21 protein-coding genes are annotated in these 17026 nt (G+C 26.6%); 18 read left to right on the plus strand and 3 right to left on the minus strand.

The genetic code is table 11. The features are described from left to right. Positions 1-29 precede the first annotated feature (29 nt). The 8 genes from KGF41_RS18050 (at position 30) to KGF41_RS18085 (ending at position 2271) form a co-directional block, all read left to right on the plus strand. A complete protein-coding gene (locus tag KGF41_RS18050; protein WP_227829900.1) occupies positions 30-344 on the plus strand; it encodes a hypothetical protein in 315 nt (104 codons plus the stop codon). Continuing rightward, positions 331-546, plus strand: a complete 216-nt coding sequence (locus KGF41_RS18055) for a hypothetical protein (protein ID WP_227829899.1) — start codon at positions 331-333, stop codon at positions 544-546. The genes KGF41_RS18050 and KGF41_RS18055 overlap by 14 nt, the downstream gene beginning before the upstream one ends. A 24-nt stretch (positions 547-570) precedes the next feature. Further along, positions 571-858 (plus strand): hypothetical protein, encoded by a 288-nt coding sequence (locus KGF41_RS18060; RefSeq protein WP_227829898.1) that lies wholly within the window; start codon positions 571-573, stop codon positions 856-858. Between the two features lie 3 nt (positions 859-861). Further along, positions 862-1026, plus strand: coding sequence for a hypothetical protein (locus KGF41_RS18065; RefSeq protein ID WP_227829897.1), 165 nt, complete (start codon positions 862-864; stop codon positions 1024-1026). A 16-nt stretch (positions 1027-1042) separates the two neighbouring features. Continuing rightward, positions 1043-1255, plus strand: coding sequence for a hypothetical protein (locus tag KGF41_RS18070; RefSeq protein ID WP_227829896.1), 213 nt, complete (start codon positions 1043-1045; stop codon positions 1253-1255). 11 nt (positions 1256-1266) lie between these two features. Beyond that, positions 1267-1416, plus strand: a complete 150-nt coding sequence (locus KGF41_RS18075) for a hypothetical protein (protein ID WP_227829895.1) — start codon at positions 1267-1269, stop codon at positions 1414-1416. Between the two features lie 14 nt (positions 1417-1430). Continuing rightward, positions 1431-1709: a hypothetical protein gene (locus KGF41_RS18080; RefSeq protein ID WP_227829894.1), complete on the plus strand. Its 279-nt coding sequence runs from the start codon at positions 1431-1433 to the stop codon at positions 1707-1709. Positions 1710-1830: 121 nt separating this feature from the next. Further along, positions 1831-2271 carry an RNA polymerase subunit sigma gene (locus KGF41_RS18085; protein WP_227829893.1) on the plus strand — a complete coding sequence of 147 codons (441 nt, stop codon included), beginning with the start codon at positions 1831-1833 and terminating at the stop codon, positions 2269-2271. 320 nt (positions 2272-2591) lie between these two features. On the opposite strand, the gene KGF41_RS18090 is transcribed toward KGF41_RS18085, so the two are convergent. From KGF41_RS18090 to KGF41_RS18100, 3 genes are all read right to left on the minus strand, one after another. Continuing rightward, a complete protein-coding gene (locus tag KGF41_RS18090; RefSeq protein WP_227829892.1) occupies positions 2592-5225 on the minus strand; it encodes a binary toxin-like calcium binding domain-containing protein in 2634 nt (877 codons plus the stop codon). 50 nt (positions 5226-5275) lie between these two features. After that, a complete protein-coding gene (locus KGF41_RS18095) occupies positions 5276-6661 on the minus strand; it encodes an ADP-ribosyltransferase (protein WP_227829891.1) in 1386 nt (461 codons plus the stop codon). A gap of 280 nt (positions 6662-6941) precedes the next feature. After that, positions 6942-7697 (minus strand): LytR/AlgR family response regulator transcription factor, encoded by a 756-nt coding sequence (locus KGF41_RS18100; protein ID WP_227829890.1) that lies wholly within the window; start codon positions 7695-7697, stop codon positions 6942-6944. Positions 7698-7993: 296 nt separating this feature from the next. Here KGF41_RS18100 and KGF41_RS18105 point away from each other — a divergent pair, with 296 nt between their 5' ends. From KGF41_RS18105 to KGF41_RS18150, 10 genes are all read left to right on the plus strand, one after another. Next, positions 7994-9130: a Fic family protein gene (locus KGF41_RS18105; protein ID WP_227829889.1), complete on the plus strand. Its 1137-nt coding sequence runs from the start codon at positions 7994-7996 to the stop codon at positions 9128-9130. A gap of 25 nt (positions 9131-9155) precedes the next feature. Next, on the plus strand, positions 9156-9344 hold the full coding sequence (locus KGF41_RS18110; protein WP_227437227.1) for a hypothetical protein: 189 nt from the start codon (positions 9156-9158) through the stop codon (positions 9342-9344). Between the two features lie 252 nt (positions 9345-9596). Beyond that, entirely contained in the window at positions 9597-10274 is a 678-nt protein-coding gene (locus tag KGF41_RS18115) for a Bro-N domain-containing protein (RefSeq protein WP_227829888.1), read from the plus strand. Positions 10275-10288: 14 nt separating this feature from the next. Beyond that, positions 10289-10831 (plus strand): hypothetical protein, encoded by a 543-nt coding sequence (locus KGF41_RS18120; RefSeq protein WP_227829887.1) that lies wholly within the window; start codon positions 10289-10291, stop codon positions 10829-10831. A gap of 3 nt (positions 10832-10834) precedes the next feature. Further along, positions 10835-11479: a tyrosine-type recombinase/integrase gene (locus tag KGF41_RS18125; protein ID WP_227829886.1), complete on the plus strand. Its 645-nt coding sequence runs from the start codon at positions 10835-10837 to the stop codon at positions 11477-11479. Positions 11480-11683: 204 nt separating this feature from the next. After that, positions 11684-12139 (plus strand): helix-turn-helix domain-containing protein, encoded by a 456-nt coding sequence (locus KGF41_RS18130; RefSeq protein ID WP_021382780.1) that lies wholly within the window; start codon positions 11684-11686, stop codon positions 12137-12139. A 223-nt stretch (positions 12140-12362) separates the two neighbouring features. Next, positions 12363-12920, plus strand: coding sequence for a recombinase family protein (locus KGF41_RS18135; RefSeq protein WP_227829885.1), 558 nt, complete (start codon positions 12363-12365; stop codon positions 12918-12920). 304 nt (positions 12921-13224) lie between these two features. Then, the gene (locus KGF41_RS18140) at positions 13225-14964 is read left to right on the plus strand and encodes a hypothetical protein (protein ID WP_227850730.1); all 1740 of its coding nucleotides are present in this window, start codon (positions 13225-13227) and stop codon (positions 14962-14964) included. 22 nt (positions 14965-14986) lie between these two features. Then, positions 14987-16264 (plus strand): phage portal protein, encoded by a 1278-nt coding sequence (locus KGF41_RS18145; RefSeq protein ID WP_227829883.1) that lies wholly within the window; start codon positions 14987-14989, stop codon positions 16262-16264. Beyond that, complete coding sequence (locus KGF41_RS18150; protein ID WP_227829882.1) at positions 16242-16997, plus strand: minor capsid protein; 756 nt, start codon at positions 16242-16244, stop codon at positions 16995-16997. Before KGF41_RS18145 ends, KGF41_RS18150 begins: the two co-directional genes overlap by 23 nt. Positions 16998-17026 lie beyond the last annotated feature (29 nt).

The raw sequence follows: 17026 nt of genomic DNA on the forward strand, positions 1-17026 counted from the left end.
AATAACTTTTAATAGAAAGAGGTACAAAAATGAAATTAGAAAATATGTCAAAAGAACAAAAAATAGCTATCATTCCTGTAGATGAGGCGATAGAAAAAACTAAAGAATATGAAAAAGATATAAACAAATACTTAAGAGAAATAAAAAACTGTAAAGAAATAAAAGTAAAAATTATAAGAAAAAACGGAAGCAAAATAGATGTTACATTTGTAAATAAATATATGAAACAGTGGTTGGATGAAGAAATTGAGATTTTAATTAATGTCATGAAAAATGAGGTTGTTCAGTTAAAAAAAGAATTGCTTAAAATGAGAGAAGCAGGTGAGAAAAATGAACAGAATTAGTATCACACAAGCGCTAGCAAAGTTTGATAGTTTGCTAGATAAATACGATAATTTTCCTGATTATGTGTATACGCTTGAGTATAGAAGTAAATTTTATGAGTGGATAAAACATCTTGAAAGAAAAAATGAACTAAAAAAATTCAGGATAGTTAATGCTGTAATCTTTGAACTGAATGGAGAAGAAGCACCGTTTTGGAATTAAAAATACATTGATAAAGGAGAGTATATGTTATTTAATATTGTAATTTTAATATTATGCTTTGATGCAGTTTTCAGCATTAGAAACAACATTAGATTAAGAAAAAGTATTAAGTTAATAGAGCAAGATATAAAAGAGATTGATAACTTTAAAAACAGTTTATACAAAAGTACTAATTCATCATTAGATATTGCAGTCAAAATAAATAGAGCTTTTAATGATGCAATTAAAACAGTAGAAAAGACTAAAGAAATAGAAAGTGAATGTCAAAAGATATATGAGCAATTAAAAAAAGATATACAAAAAGGGGTATAGTTCATGAAGAAAATATCACATATGAACATATTAGAAAAAACAGAATTCATTAATAAAATAGCATCAGAAATAAAATCTGAATGTACATCAATGAGTAGATATGATTCATTGTTGAAAGCAACAGAAGTTGTAAAAGAAATGGAAAAAAGAGAAGAATATATATCTTAAAGAGGAGAATTGAAAAATGGTTAATAGAGAAAAAGAATACATAGTAAAATTCAGAACAAAAGGTACTAAGGTTAGAGGTAAACAGTGTGAAATAGCATTTTCAACTATGGATAATGCAGAACATTTTTATGAGCATCTTTTAGACTTGAAAGAGAATTATGATATTGAGATTTCAACTAGAATAGTAACTGATAATAGAATCATTAGAATAACTAGAAAAACAGTTTAGGGGGAAATCTCTTGAAAAAAGTAAAAGTAATTGGTGGTAGGGAAAATGAATGTCCAGTATGCGGTGGAAGTGTATTTAAACTTAAAACAACCATAGGAATAGTTTGGCAATGCAAAGACTGTGGTTGTATGTATCAAGACTTTGAATGTAAGAAAAATTAAAGGAGGAATTTAAGATGGAAGAAAATATGAAAAGCCTTATTGAACATAGTGAAAATATAAAGAATTTGAAGGAAAGCATGGAAAGTACAATAGATGAGTTAATTAATCTAAATGTTGGTAGTAGTGGAATTGATGTATATAGAAAAATTATGCAAGAAGAAATACATAAAGAAACTATAAATGTATGTAAAGATAGTAAAGAAATAATTATTATCAAGAAAAGAGAAGAAGAACAAATGCTAAAGGATATAGAAAAAAATGAAAGTAAAATTGAAGATTTTTTAAGAAAATAGGCTTTGGTAATAAGTAAAATTCAAAAAAGAAAGAGGAGCATTACTTCACGCTCCCATTTGTCAAAACTCTAAAACTGTCATCACAAAATCATTATAACATAAATGGGAGTGTGAAGTAACATTGGCCAATAAAAAAGATACTTTATTCAGTAGTGCTGAAGGTAAATTATATAGTTATAAAAAAGCAAAAGCAGAAATAGAGAAAATATGTATTGATATAGAAATAATAAAGAATGACTATAGAGGATGCAGTGGTATTGAGGTTAGAGAGAAATCAAGTAGAATATATAACACTAAAAGTATAGTTGAGATAGAAGTTGAAGAGAAAGAAAGGAAAATGTTATTAAAAGAAAAAGAGAAAAGACATAAGGAATTGTTAGTTGAAAAAATAGATAATGCAATGAAAATATTAAGTGAAGAAGAAAAGAAAATAGTCCAATATAAGTATTTTTCAAATAATAGGACATCTTGGGAATATGTTGGTAGAATGATTGGATTTTCAACAAGTAAGTGTAAACAGATGAGAATAGAGATTATAGAAAAGATAAAAAATCTTCTTTAAGAATTAATAAAATGCCATAAGAAAATCGTTGAAAAAATATGATTTTCTTATGCATAATTTATAATTTATGTGTCAAGAGGTTTGAACTTGTTTTATCTTGTATCAGTTAATACCTAACTCTTATACAATATGAATTTTTTTAAAATTATGTCTAATTTAGTGTATAAATAACTAAATTAGATACATAATAATTGTGTAAAGAATTCCAATTTAGTATTTCTCAAAAATAAAAAAATATTACTGGAAATTTTAATTTCCAGTAATATAAATTATAAAAAATCTTATTTACACAAATCTATAGACATTCTAAATAAAATTATTTACTTATGATATTCATAAACTAATATTTCTCTATTATCAGGAGTTACAGCATATATCTTCATTGGTTGATATGTTAATATTTTTGCCAAATCTGTATCATAAGTTTTAAAGTTCACATAGTTAGTTTTAGGCTGATTTTTATCTCCTCCATAATTACGAAGTTCTTTATCTCTAGTACCAATATCTTTATATACTCCATTTTCAAGAGTTGCATATACATGATATTTATTAATATAATTAAGTACATCTTTATTAGTATCAGTAAGCTTGAAATAGTATCCATTATAATAAGATTGTCCAGTACTCGTATTCCACTCAAAATCTGCATAATATGTTTTATGTGCGTCTATTATTTCTTGATCAGTTGGAACTTTAACTTCTTGTTCTTTAAGTATTTCAGGTGTACTATTTAATTCTGTAATAGATAAATTATCTAAGAATGTTGTGCCACTACCATTTAATGTTATTTCTACATCAGAAGAATCTTTTCCAGTTGTTTCAAATTCATAACTAAATTTTGTGTAATTTTTTTCTGGTACTAAATAATCTGTCTTTTGTTCCTTCGCTTTTACATTTACACTTATTGAATTAGAGGCTGAAGGGTCTTTTGAGTATCCACTAAAAACATAACGTTTATAAGGCTTTAATTTAGACATAGGTATTGTAATCTTTGTTTGTCCATTTAATTTATTAGCTGCACCTTGTAAACCATCTTGATTTGTATTATTAACATTACTCCATGCACTAGGATAAGTATTATAACCATCAAAATCATTAAAATATGAAGGTGTCTTTATAAGTATATTCATGCCTCTTTCAAGTTTAATATTGTATATTTTTTTATCATCTAGAGTTTTTAATCTCTCTTTAATTGTGTCAGCTGTATAATCATCAAATACAAGTTCAATACAGCTTTCATCTATTGGTGTTCCTTTAAAATACAATAAGCCATCTTTTTTAGTAGCACCAAAAGCTTTTTCAATTGCCTCTCCAATTGTTAATTGTGGAGTTTTATCTTCGGGGTCATATGAATCTTTAGCAGCCACACGTCTTTCATAAGTTCCATCTCCTGTATCTAGTATAAGAGATGCAGAAATACTATCAACTTGACTTATATAATCTGACCAGTTGTTTCCTTCTGTTACAATTTGTCCATGACTATTCTTTGTACCAAAATTTCCACTAACTTGTGTTGTTTCCAATTTAATATTTTTCCCAGCATCTAATTTTTTCATCTGTTCATAATTTAATGGTATTAATTTAGAACTAAATTGATCCATTGTATTAAGTGCTAGAGGAGATACACCTTTTTTAGGATAAGTATCTCCAGGAGATAAGTTATTACCAATTTGATTTTCTTGTGCTTTAATAGTTGATAATGTATCTCCATCCAATACTAAGTTTGTTGTTGGTGTAACTTTATACATAGGTGCAGTACCTGTATTATAATATCTAACATTTGCATTTATATACGCTGACTCACTTTTACTTATTTGTAATCCAGTATTCCAAGATTCACCATTACTATCCTGTACAGCAGTTGAATTGTCTGTTGTATGAGAATAATTTGCTGTTACACTACCTGTAAATCCATTTTGATATCCAGCAGTGACAGACATACCAACTGTATTTGCATCAGTTTTACTGTTTGTAGTAGATCTAGAAACTGATTTTCCTTGATCTGTAGAAACATGATCATTTGTAGATAATATTAATTTTTCCATACCTACACCTACAATTGGATATGCCGCAACTAATGGGTCTCTTGCTTCTTTACTTATAGCTCTATCAAATGTACCAGAGGCTTTTTCATAATCTGTATATGGGTCTCCAGCAGTATTTGGTTCCAAATAGTTTGAGACATATTTTTTATATCCTTGCTCTGCAAAACTGTCTTCCCATTTTACTGCAATTAAATCTTTAATAGTATATCCATTTCTCTCATATGCATCTGGTATATTATCGTTATCTGTATCTAAGTCCTCATCTTCCCAATCAGACATTAGATTTGGGTCAAAGAAATTATTATTTGGGATAAATGGATCATTTTTTTCTATTTTAGAGTAATCTCTCAAGAATAAATTTTCTTCTGGTATAACTACTTTGTTACCATTTGATTCCCAATAAAGTTTAGGTGATGATAAGTTGTCTATTGAACCTAAATTTTTATCTTGTAATTCTATTCTAACTTTGTATTCTTGACCTTTTTTCATGTTGACTTTAAGTTTACTTGCCACATCACCTTTTGCATTTACTTGCATTAACACATCATCTCTGTTAGTTGATAATGTATATTCACCATCTTCTGAAGGAATTATTCTTCCTAACCAACGTACAGATTTTACATCTGATTTGTCTTTATCCAAAAGCTTGTCTACTTTCTTTTCTTCAAACTTTAAATTACCATTTTTTATTGGAGCCATTAATTCTAGGTCTTTAAAGTGCTCATCTGCGAAATAATACCCCATTAGTCCATTACTTGGAACCATATCTTCACTTGCTATTTTTCTTTTTTGAGTTGTATGATTATTTGTAGTAGTCTGTGCATATACAGGATATGCCAAAGCCTGACTAACTATAGCTGTAAGTGTTAAAAAACTTAATAATTTTTTATTTCTCATTTGTATTTTCAATATTTTTCCCCCTCTAATTTAATATTAAAATAATTTTTTATATAAATGAATTAAAGTATTACTGTCCCATCAATTATTATTTTTGTTCTAGTTCCTTCTTTAAGGGTACTAACATTATCAATTCTATATTTAGATCCCTTATTTAAAATAAATTCATATTCACTCGGAAAACCACCACCAGTTAGGCCTGATACATAAGCACCTTCAACACCTTTAGGTAATTTTAAACGTATTATAATTAATCTAGAAGTAAACATAAGTTCATTTTTACTACTTATACTAGTACTAATAAAATTTTCATATTTTTGAATTTTTCCTGACCATTTATCTTTAAATGCTTCAACATTTTCAGTTTTACTGAAATCACTTTCTGGAGAACCAATTGTCATACCAAATTCAGCAACACCTACTCTTCGATATACTGTTAAATTAGTTGGCAAAGGATAGCGTTTCATTATATTGTCAAGTATTTCAATTTTAGCATCTAGCTCTGGATTAGGGTTATTTACTGGTCCATTTGCTATTAAATAAGGATTAATTGATTGATATCCTCTACTCATATAATCATTTAATGTAGCTTTATCAGTATCACTTAAACTCTTGCCTAATTCTGAATAAGCATTCATACCCCATTCATTACCTTCGAATCCTCTATCTTTAAAATCAAGACTATTTACTAAAGATGCTTCAACTTTTATATATTGTTTTCCACTTATAACTACACGAACTGTTTTATCAACTTTTATACTATAACCTTGTTCTATTAGAGTGCTTACGGATTCACCATTTTGATATGGTAATATTCCAGTACCTTTAGGCAATTTTAGATGTACAAACAATGGTGTAGGTTTATTATCTGATTTATCTGGTTCAGATAGAGAAATATCTTTAAATCCATCTTGTGAAAATAATCTATCTTGAACTGTAGTTTTAAATTCATTAAATTTTTCTAAACTTATTTCATTCTGTGAATTTCCTCTGAGCTCTCCCTTAAAAGCAAATTTATCAGTAGATTCAAAATAGTAAACATACATAGGTTTATCTATCTTATTTTTAGATATTGCACTTTTAAGATCTTCATATTTTTTTTCTAATGGATTATTTGATATCGCGTCAGCTGTAAAATAATTTCTTTCTTTAGAATATTTACTTATCTCTACTGGATCTTTTTTATATTCTGAAAGAGCTTCTTTTTCTGGTTTTGCAAGTGCTTTTTCTACTCTTTCAGCTTCAGACCTTTCCCATTCTTTAGCCTTTTCTTTATCTTTAAGAAAATCTTCTGGTCTTTCTATTCCTGCTTTATAACTATTAGTACTTATTTTCTGTTTAGAATATCCAGATAAATTTTCAGCATAAGTTCCTTCGCTAAATAAGATGCTTGTTAAAATAAGACATAATACCAAGACTCTAGAAATATAATTTCTAATCTTTTTCATTTAAAATACCTCCCTCACATTACTTTAAATATTTAGTAATTTAATTATACAATCTAAATACAAAAATATTAGCTAGATTTCAAAATCAATATTTTTTTATTCTTTAAATGGTTTATACAATATAAAAAACAATTTAAGATATAAAAAAAAGAATTTTTATGTTTTAAAAATAAGTGTTTAGGAAATATAATAACAGTTTGTGTAAAATAACATATTATTAAAAACTATAAAAAAGATGTAAAATAGTGCATTATTTTACATCTTTTTTATAGTTTTTAAACTAATATTTTTTTATTTTAAACTCTTTTTTTACAACTTGTAAGGTTTTATCAGATATAGGACATTTATCTCCATTACTCATTTTTACATATTTTTCTTTTACATTCATAGAAAGTATATGTTCTTTATTGATTATAAAGGATTTATGTATACGAAATAGGCGTTGGTCTAAATCTACTATAGATTTTAAGCTTCTGTATAATTCTATTTCATGTTCTCTAGTTACCAATTTTATTTTATGAGGTATAGTACATGTTTCAAAGTAAATTATATTACTAAATGGAATTCTCAAAAGTTCAAAATCTTTATATACATTAAAAAAATTTTCTTGATAATCTATTTTTCTAAGATATCTTTTGTGTGTAATTTGAATACAATCTTTCATTCTTTTTTCAATAATATCTGTGTCGTATTTTGATATAAAATCCATAACTTCCAACTTATAATCGAAAATACTGAGGGCTATTTCTACATGATTTGAAAAAAATACAATAGGACTTATATAATCAATTTCTCTAATTTTATATGCTAACCATAATCCGTCACATATTTTATTATTAAAAGTATATTTAAAATTAATTCCAATTAAAAAAAGCCTTACTTTATTTTTCAAAGTGATATCTTTAAGTAATGAATCTGCATTATGATATAATTTCACAAAATCATTGTCAAATCTCTCTTTAATTAATATGTTGTTTATTTTATTGCATAATTCCATTGCAAAACTAGCATCATTATCAAACAATAATATATCCATTTTGACTCCTCCTCCATATAGTAAAAATGAAAATTACAAGTAATAAAGAAAAAAATTATTATACTTATATAATATAACTTTGAACATACTACATCAATAAAATATTTTACTTTTATAAAATATTTTACTTTTATAAAATATATTTTAAATATTTATTTTTAAATTTTTGAATTATTTATTAAGATTTATTATGTTTAAAGCTAAAATTAATTTGATAATTATAAAATTAACAATCAAAAATAGTGTAAAAACTAATACTTTTTGTTAATATTAATAGATAAAGATAATCTAAGGTGGTGATTAAACTGACAATAGAAGAATACAAAAACAAATACTCTACTGGAAATAAAATTGTACTTCCTCTAAATAGTTTTGATAACAAAGAACTATACTATCATGAAACTGAGAATATATTAAATTTAATAAATGAAACAAATAAATTAACATCAAGTAAGATATTTAAAGTAATAGAAGATAAAAATGACTTGGCACTGGAGTCTTATTATTCTAGTGTAATAGAAGGTGCTTTTTCAACTAGAAAGATTGCAAAATCTATAATTAGAGGAAAGATGAAACCTAGTAATAAAAGTGAGTATATGATTTATAATAATCATAGAGCCTTAGAATATGGATTAGATAACCTAGATAAATTGTATAGTCATAAATTCATATATGACTTACATCATATATTGGGTGAAAACTGCTTAGATTCAGAAGAGTACGAGTATAGAGCTGAAAAAGTATATGTATGTGATTCAAAAGGTAAGATTATACATACAGGGCTTGATTCTTTGAAGATATATGACTTTATGGGTAAATTAATAGAGTTTATGGAAAATAGCAAAGTCAGTGACTTAATTAAGAGTGCTATAATTCATTTCTACTTTGTATATGTTCATCCTTTTAGTGATGGTAATGGAAGAACATCTAGAGCCTTATCATATCTATATTTGATTGATAAAGGATATGATACTTTTAAAGAGTTTTCAATATCATATATGATATCTAAAAACAGAACTAAGTATTATAAGGCTATACTTGATGTAGAGAATAAGGGATATAATTTAACTGTATTTATAGAGTTCATGTTAAAGTCCATAATACAATCTATAAATGAAATGAGAGACATGCATGATAGGAAGTCTTTAGAGAGTGTGTTGAAAGAAGAGTTATTTGAAAATGATATAACTCTATCAGCAACAGAAGAACATATATTAAAATATATCTGTAGTAAAGATAACTATTCTATGACATTAGAGAACTATATTAAAAAGAATAAAAGTAGGTACTTAAAGGCTGGAATAAAGGAAATCGAATTAGTTGACCAGTTAATGGAAGTGTTTAATAATCTTGAAGAGATAGAGATTTTATCTAGAGAAAAGGATGTATATAAAGTTAATGATAAGTACTTGAAGATGCTTGATATAGACTAATTTAGATAATCTAGAGAGGGAATATATGAATAATAAGAAAAAGGCATTTTTGATTTCTGGAGCTATAAATGTAATTTTATTAATCATTGTTTTTGCATTGTTTAGTTATAATATTATAGAAAATAGTACAAGAAATATGATAATAACTGTGATTCTAATTTTTATTTTTGAAATTATAAAAATAAAAATTCTAGAGAAATATTATAACCTATAAACAAGAAATATCTTTCCTAAGAGCATATTGTAAAGTATGCTCTTAATTTAGTTATATAGATTTAAATGTAAATAATGTCTTTTTTGTAGACGATTTATGTACGATTTATGACCGATTTGTGTACGATTTGTGTCTTTTAATCATGATAATATTATATTATGAAAAAATATATTAAATAAAAAATGGCTTGGAATTTATATTCTAAGTCTTTTTTTATACAAAAATTCAATTATTAGATTAGGAGGTAGTAGTATGTTGAAAGTTTTGCAAGAGAAAAATATAAGGATGATATGGTCAAAAGATGGTAGTGAGGTTTGGTTTAATGCAAATGATGTAGGAGATGAATTAGGTATAGCAAATATTCGTGATACATTAAGAAATATAGATAGAGAATATAAAAAGAAATTTAATGAGTCTACTGTCGGAGATTCCGACACTAGAAATTTTAAAAGTAAATTGCCAAACTTTGGTACTATCTTCATTACAGAAGAAGCAGTATATAATATGTCATTTAGAAGTAATAAACCAGAGGCAAAACTATTTACAAAGTGGGTTTCTAAAACTCTTAAACAAATTAGAATACATGGTTATTACATTGCTACAGAAAAAGACCAAGAATGGATAAACATAAGAACAGAAGGCAAAAAAGTAAGAAAAGACTTCACAGATGAAATACAAGAGTTTGTTTATTATGCTATTAGTCAAGGTAGTAATAAGCCTCAAATGTATTATAAACATTTTACTGAACTTGTAAGAAAAAAACTAGGAATCCCAAAAGATGTAAAAAGAGATGAATTAAATCAAAGTGAATTGTTTGATATACAAGCACTGGAAAGAGTTATATCTATGAAGTTACCTAAGTTAATAGATAAAGATATGAACTATAAAGAGATATATAGGAAAATTAAAGAATTAATAGATATAATTTAATGCTATCTAAATAGATGGTATTTTTTTATGCAATAAAACAAGTATTTTTAAAAGAGGTGTTTGAAATTAAACGAGATATAACAGATGAAATTTTAAGTGCTGCATATATACCAGACAATCTAAAGTATTATGACAATGTAATGAGAGAAACTCCTGGTATGTATGGAAGGGAATGTTCTTTAGATTTTATAAAGAAAAAACAAGAAAAACTTCTGAAACTAAAAAAGAAGATTAAAAGTAACTATCATTCTAAGATTGATAAATTAGATTTGTATTTAAAAGTTTTAGAAGAAAGTATAATTGATGAATCTGATCATGTTGAATTAGTTACGTTTAAGTTATATTTACAGTTAGAAAATGTAGTGAAAGTAACTAGAACTGTAAATGACTTAGGATTTAGAATAAAGACCAGTACTTATTCTAAAGAGAGAAGATACACTACAAATGATATAACCTCTATAATTACAGATTCTTTTGCTAATGTAGATGAAGATTTAAAAATGTTAGTTCAAGAGAGACAAAGAAAAAATTACTATGGGAATAAGGAGTGTTTTTAATGAATGGAAGCACATAAAGGACAAAAAGTTAATCCTATAAAAGATATTGAAGATGTCTTTAGGCTTTTAAATTTTTTAGAGGAATGGAATGAAAGAAATTACTTGTTAGCTCTATTTGGAATGTGTACTGGACTTAGAATAGGGGATATATTAGCACTTAAAGTTGCAGATGTAACAGATGTAAAATTAGATAAAAAAGGGAAGAAGATAAGAGTATCTAAGGATTGGATTAGAGTTATAGAGGAAAAAAGGGATTATGATAGAGAAGTTTTCTTATCTGATGTAATAAAGAGTGCTATAGAAAACTATACTCAAGATAAACCTGGAGAGGAGTTCTTATTTAAAAGTGGTAAGAGAAAGAAGTTTAATAGACCTATTCAAACAAGGCAAGCAGGAAGAATAATAAAAGGAGCAGCAAAAAAGGTAGGAATAAAAGAAAATGTTGCAACACACTCTTTAAGAAAGACATTTGCAAGACATATTTATGATGAAGAAGAAAATAAGACTTATGCTTTAGAACTTATAAGAAAAATATTAGGTCATAAGACTATAGAAATGACAAGGAAATATATTGGAATAGATAAAGAAGAAGAAGTTAAAGCGATAACTAAATTTACTAATAAATTGAAGAAGAGGAAAAGAGTTTAGAAATATCCTATATTATATCTAATATTTAGGATGTTACGTTTTTCAACAATAGGACATTATATAAATTTAAATAGCCTTAATGATAGAATTTGCAAAGAACAGGATAGTTTTATTAATAAGTCTGAAAAACACTATTAAAGGACATTTATACGAGGAATTTAAGATAATGTATAAACATAAAAAATGAAGCAAAGGAGTGATTGTTTGAATGACAAAGATGTTGAAATAGTTAATGATAGCTATAAGAGGTTAAGAGAATTATCAGAAGATGAGTCTAATGCAGTATATCTATTGATTTCAGGGCTGACAGTAACAGAGGTTGCTAAAGCAATTGGTGTTACTAGGCAAACTATTTATAACTGGATGAACAGAGAGCATATTAGGAAAGAAATTGACAGACGTAAACAAGAGCTAACAAACCAAGGAAACTTATTGATATTAAAGGATTTAGAAACTTATATCAATAACATCAAGGAATTAGCTAGTGATAAGAGTGATAAGAGGGTTATGCTAGCAGCTAATCAGTATCTTATAAATCGTATCTATGGTACTCCTACAAATACAATTATACAAGCAGAAGATGATAGTGGTGGTATGGGTATGGATACAACAGAAATAGAAGCAGCCATAGCTAAGATAAGAATAAGAACAAAAAAGTAATACTTAATACTCATTAATTTTAATTAAAAAAACTACCATTTTATAGATATTTGATGTAAAAATAAAGCATGGTGTAAATTTACATTGTAAAATATCTATTTTGATGTAAAAATAAAATTAAAAACGTAATTAATTTACAAAAAGAAGGATAAGTCTTTGACTCTAATTTTACATTTATGCTATAATATTATTTATAGAGTAAACATAGGTGGAGGGATCAAAGATGGTAGTAGGTTATATGAGAGTTTCAACAGCAGAACAAAATGAAGATAGACAATTAGTTACAATGAAAAAGCATAATGTAGAAAAAAAATATCAGGAGAAAATAAGTGCCAAAGATACTAAAAGATCACAACTAAATGCAATGTTAGATTTTGTAAGAGAAGGAGATACAATAATTGTACATGATTTTAGTAGACTTGCTAGAAGTACTAAAGACCTATTAGAAATAGTTGAGCTCTTAGAAAAGAAACATGTAAAGTTAATTAGTGATAAAGAAAATTTAGATACAAGTACACCTACAGGAAAACTTATGCTTACAATGCTTGGTGCAATATATGAATTTGAGAGAACAAACATGCTAGAAAGACAAAGAGAAGGTATTGCTATAGCTAAAGAACAGGGTAAATACAAAGGACGTAAAGAAGTTAAGATAGAGAACTTTGGTAGTTATTATGATAGATATAAAACTAGAGAACTTAATAAGACTCAATTGGCTAAAGAATTGGGAGTAAGTAGACCAACATTAGATAGATTAATAAAGAGCCATGAGAGTAACTAAGAAGAGCAATATATATGCTTAAGTTAATTTTAGTGGGGCAAATTCATAGAATTATGCCCTTTAATTATGTCTGAAATAATTATAAATAACTGTTTTTAAGTATAGGGGGGTATCCTTCTATTTTGAAAAAAGTATTTTTTATGGAAAATGAGTTCTGGAAATTTTCTAGCAAAATTTAAAAACCAGAGATACATCTTGAAGAAGGTGATTTTATTATAGAGAAAATTATATTGTTCATTTTATTAATTATATTATTAACTGAACCTAACAAGAAAATAGAAGAGATAAAAGGATGTAAATACGAGTGGATAATTTAGAAAGAAATATACAACTTATATTTAGTTATCTAGCAAAGACTTTTATAAGAAATGGAGTAGCAATAAAAGATGCTGAAAATGAAACAAATGTACTTATAAAGTCTAATGCAAATAATCTTTTTGGTGTTAATGGTCTTGCCTATCAACTTGGGAAAATAAATTTAGAATTTTTCTGTATGTATTTTATGCAAGATACCTATCTACCAAAGGAAGATAATGCTGCTGCACCTATAGCTAAAGTTCATCATGAGTTATGGGAAGATATACAAGAATCTATAATTGGAGATGGATTACAACAATTAGGAAGAATTTATCCAAGAGGTACAGGTAAAAGTGCATTTGGAGATTTGGCAACAACTGTATGGTCACACTGTTATAAACATAAAATGTACACATTAATTTGTTCAGATATAGGTTCTACAGCAGAAAAATTTGTAAAAGATATAAAGAATGCTTTACTTGAAAATGAGTATATCAAAAAAGCATTTGGAGTACTTTTAAATGATAATGATAGAAAATATATTTGCAATAGTACTCAATTAGAATTAACTAATAAAACCTTTATTGAAGCAATATCATCTTCATCACCAATGAGAGGAAGAAAATACAATAATAATCGTCCTGATCTTATCATACTTGATGACTATCAGTCAGAGGAAAATGTTAGAACAGAAGATGCTAGAGAAAAAAAGTTTAAAAGATTTTCTGATGATGTAAAATATGCTGCACAAAAACCAGTTATAAGAAACGGTAAAACTATAAAAAGAGGAACAACTTTTATAGCATTAGGAACTTTGCAACATAAAGAATGTTTCTATAGTAGGCTAAAGAATTTACCAACATGGAAGTTTAAATGTGAAAAAGGAGTTTTAGTTGATAATGTAGATGAATTATTTAATTCTGGTTTATGGCTAAAATTCAAAGAGTTGTTATTTGATTTCAAAAACACAAATCATCTTGAAGATGCTAAAGAATTTTACTGGGAAAATGAAAAAGAAATGAAATTTCCTATATTATGGCCAAGTTTTTGGGACTGTTTAGATATGGCTTTAAGTTATTATGAAAATCCAACCTCTTTTAAACAGGAAGTACAAAATGATGTAAATTCAATAGGTGAAAAATGGTTTAAAACAGTCAGAACTGAATCTAGAGAATGTATTGAAACACATAACTTCAAAAAGACAATGCTATTATGTGACCCAGCATCTGCTGGTGGATCTAAACATGACTATAGTGCTTTTCTTGTTGGGAGTGAGTCAGGTAATGGTTTACTATATGGGAGATTAGCAGAACTAGCTAAAATAAATGCTAGAACTGACTTTGATAAGTATATAGGACACATGATTTATTTATTAAAAATATATCCAGATATAACACATGTTTATATAGAGAAAAACACATTTAATGGTGCAGATGCTAATCAATTAGAACTTAAAATAAAAAATGATGATGTCCTTTACTACAGAAATATAGAAATCACTAATGAGCATCAGAAGAAAAACAAGGATGATAAAATCTCTACTTTAATTCCAGTTTTAAACAAAGGTCAAATGATTTTTGCAGAAGAAGATAAGGCATTTATACAGCAAATCCTTGATTTTACAGGACAAAAGTACTCTCTACATGATGATGCACCAGATATATCAGCAGAATTTATAAATAGGATTTTTAATATTAAAGTAAATGAAAGTATTACACTATTAGATAGAAGAAATTTAGGTCTTTGATTGTATGGAGGTGATGCATTAAGTGGAAATAGATTTAAGTTTATTAAGAGAAATATATGAGGACTGGAGTTTAAAAAAGCAAGAATACAACACTATGTATAAGTATTATAAAGGTGAAACAGATGCTATTAGTAACTATAAAATGGTTACCAAGAGATCTAATAATAAGATAAACACTAATTTCTTAAAAAAGTTTATTAATGAAGAAGTTGCTTATTCTCTCGCAAATAAAATCACCTATATAAGTAGATTGGGTGATGAGAAGATTATAAATGATTTAGAATACTATACTTGCCATTGGAGTAAAAAGCATGATTCAGATTTATTGAGATATACACTATTATTTGGATTTTGTTATGAACTTTACTATGTAAAAAACAATGAAATGAAAGTAAGAATAATAAAACCAACAGATGGCTGTCATTATGAAAATGAAGATGGAGAGATTATCTATTTCTTTAGAGAATTTAAAAAAGATTTTAAAGATGATATTTATATAGATATATATGATAAAGAATACATCTATCATTTTGATTCAAACTTTAAAGAGATAGAAAAACCCACAGTAAACAATATATTTGATGGTAATGTTCCAATATCAATTTGCAAAAGAAGTGAAGAACTAGGAAAAAATACAATATTTAATGATATAAAAGGGTTACAGGATGCTTATGAAACTAATTTAAGTGATATAAGTAATGAAATTAGTGATTTCAGAAATGCTTATCTAACTTTTTCTGGCTGCAATATTCGAGAAGAAGATTTACCAAGAATGAAGGAACTTGGAATACTTCAAGTTAATGGAGAAGGTAAAATAGAGTGGCTTATTAAAGATATGAATGATACATTTGTTCAAAATACATTATCTTCAATAAAAGAAAATATGTATGAAATTACATCCCATATAAATCATAATGAGAAAATGCAAAGTAATACATCAAGCCTAGCAGTTATAGCAAGATTAATAAGTACTGAATGGATTTGTAGTCAAAATAATGATAGTATTGCAGATACTTTATCTAATAGACACAAACTATTATGTATTTGGCTTAATAAGAAATATGGTTTTAGGTATGATTACAAAGATATTAAAGCTAAATTTACACCTAAAATACCACGTGATGATTTAGTTGTAGCAAATATAGTAAGTCAACTTGGAGATAAATTATCTACTGAAACAGGGCTATCTCAATTAAGTTTTATTGATAATCCTCATGCTGAAATGGAAAAAGCAAAAAAAGAGCAGGAAATAGTTTCAGAAGGAGAGATTTTATTAGATGAATCAGAAAGCGATAACTAAATTGACTGAAGATATATATAAATCTGCTGAAAATAGGACAAAACCATTTTATAAGTATCAAAGAGAAAACAGAGATAAACTTCTATTAGAGATAGCAAAGATATTGCTAACACATGATATTATCAATGAATATTTAAACATTAATAATAAAGATAAGAAAAATCTAAGGTCAAAACTTAATAAAATTATAAATGAGTATTCTAACAATTATGATGATGAAGTCAAGAATATAGAAACTATTTTATCTGATTTATCTAAGAAGAAATATTCAAATTTGATAATTTTATTAGGAGTAATACTGAAAGTAAAAGATATGAACAATAAAGTTATAAATAAGATAGTGAATAATAAGGTTGATGGAAAACATTGGAGTGACAGACTTTGGAAGAATAAAAAAGGTATAGAAGAGTCTTTAAAAAAAGAAATAAAGAGTTTTCTAAATGGAAAAACTTCTGTAAATAAGATAGAAAAAGCAATAAGAGATAAGTATTCAACTGGAGCAAGTCAGACAAGGCGATTAGTAGAATATGAAGTATCTAGGTGCCAAAGTGAAGTAAATGAGTATTTTTTCAAAACACAAGGTATTATAAAAGTAATGTATTGTGCTGATTTAGATTCTCGTACATGTAATGATTGTAGTATTTATAATGGATTAACCTTCTATGTAAATGAACCAAGACCCTCATTACCACAACATTGTTTTTGTAGATGTGAATATATACCTGTTATCTAACACATATTGATTTGATATGTGTATTTACT

It is taken from the genome of Clostridioides sp. ZZV14-6150, from assembly GCF_020657875.1.
GTDB lineage: Bacteria > Bacillota > Clostridia > Peptostreptococcales > Peptostreptococcaceae > Clostridioides.

Bases quoted from the DNA above. Each gene is read 5' to 3' on its own strand.
- KGF41_RS18050 (WP_227829900.1), top strand. From the start codon at position 30: ATGAAATTAGAAAATATGTCAAAAGAACAAAAAATAGCTATCATTCCT.
- KGF41_RS18055 (WP_227829899.1), top strand. From the start codon at position 331: ATGAACAGAATTAGTATCACACAAGCGCTAGCAAAGTTTGATAGTTTG.
- KGF41_RS18060 (WP_227829898.1), top strand. From the start codon at position 571: ATGTTATTTAATATTGTAATTTTAATATTATGCTTTGATGCAGTTTTC.
- KGF41_RS18065 (WP_227829897.1), top strand. From the start codon at position 862: ATGAAGAAAATATCACATATGAACATATTAGAAAAAACAGAATTCATT.
- KGF41_RS18070 (WP_227829896.1), top strand. From the start codon at position 1,043: ATGGTTAATAGAGAAAAAGAATACATAGTAAAATTCAGAACAAAAGGT.
- KGF41_RS18080 (WP_227829894.1), top strand. From the start codon at position 1,431: ATGGAAGAAAATATGAAAAGCCTTATTGAACATAGTGAAAATATAAAG.
- KGF41_RS18095 (WP_227829891.1), bottom strand. From the start codon at position 6,661: ATGAAAAAGATTAGAAATTATATTTCTAGAGTCTTGGTATTATGTCTT.
- KGF41_RS18100 (WP_227829890.1), bottom strand. From the start codon at position 7,697: ATGGATATATTATTGTTTGATAATGATGCTAGTTTTGCAATGGAATTA.
- KGF41_RS18110 (WP_227437227.1), top strand. From the start codon at position 9,156: ATGAATAATAAGAAAAAGGCATTTTTGATTTCTGGAGCTATAAATGTA.
- KGF41_RS18115 (WP_227829888.1), top strand. From the start codon at position 9,597: ATGTTGAAAGTTTTGCAAGAGAAAAATATAAGGATGATATGGTCAAAA.
- KGF41_RS18120 (WP_227829887.1), top strand. From the start codon at position 10,289: ATGGTATTTTTTTATGCAATAAAACAAGTATTTTTAAAAGAGGTGTTT.
- KGF41_RS18125 (WP_227829886.1), top strand. From the start codon at position 10,835: ATGGAAGCACATAAAGGACAAAAAGTTAATCCTATAAAAGATATTGAA.
- KGF41_RS18135 (WP_227829885.1), top strand. From the start codon at position 12,363: ATGGTAGTAGGTTATATGAGAGTTTCAACAGCAGAACAAAATGAAGAT.
- KGF41_RS18150 (WP_227829882.1), top strand. From the start codon at position 16,242: ATGAATCAGAAAGCGATAACTAAATTGACTGAAGATATATATAAATCT.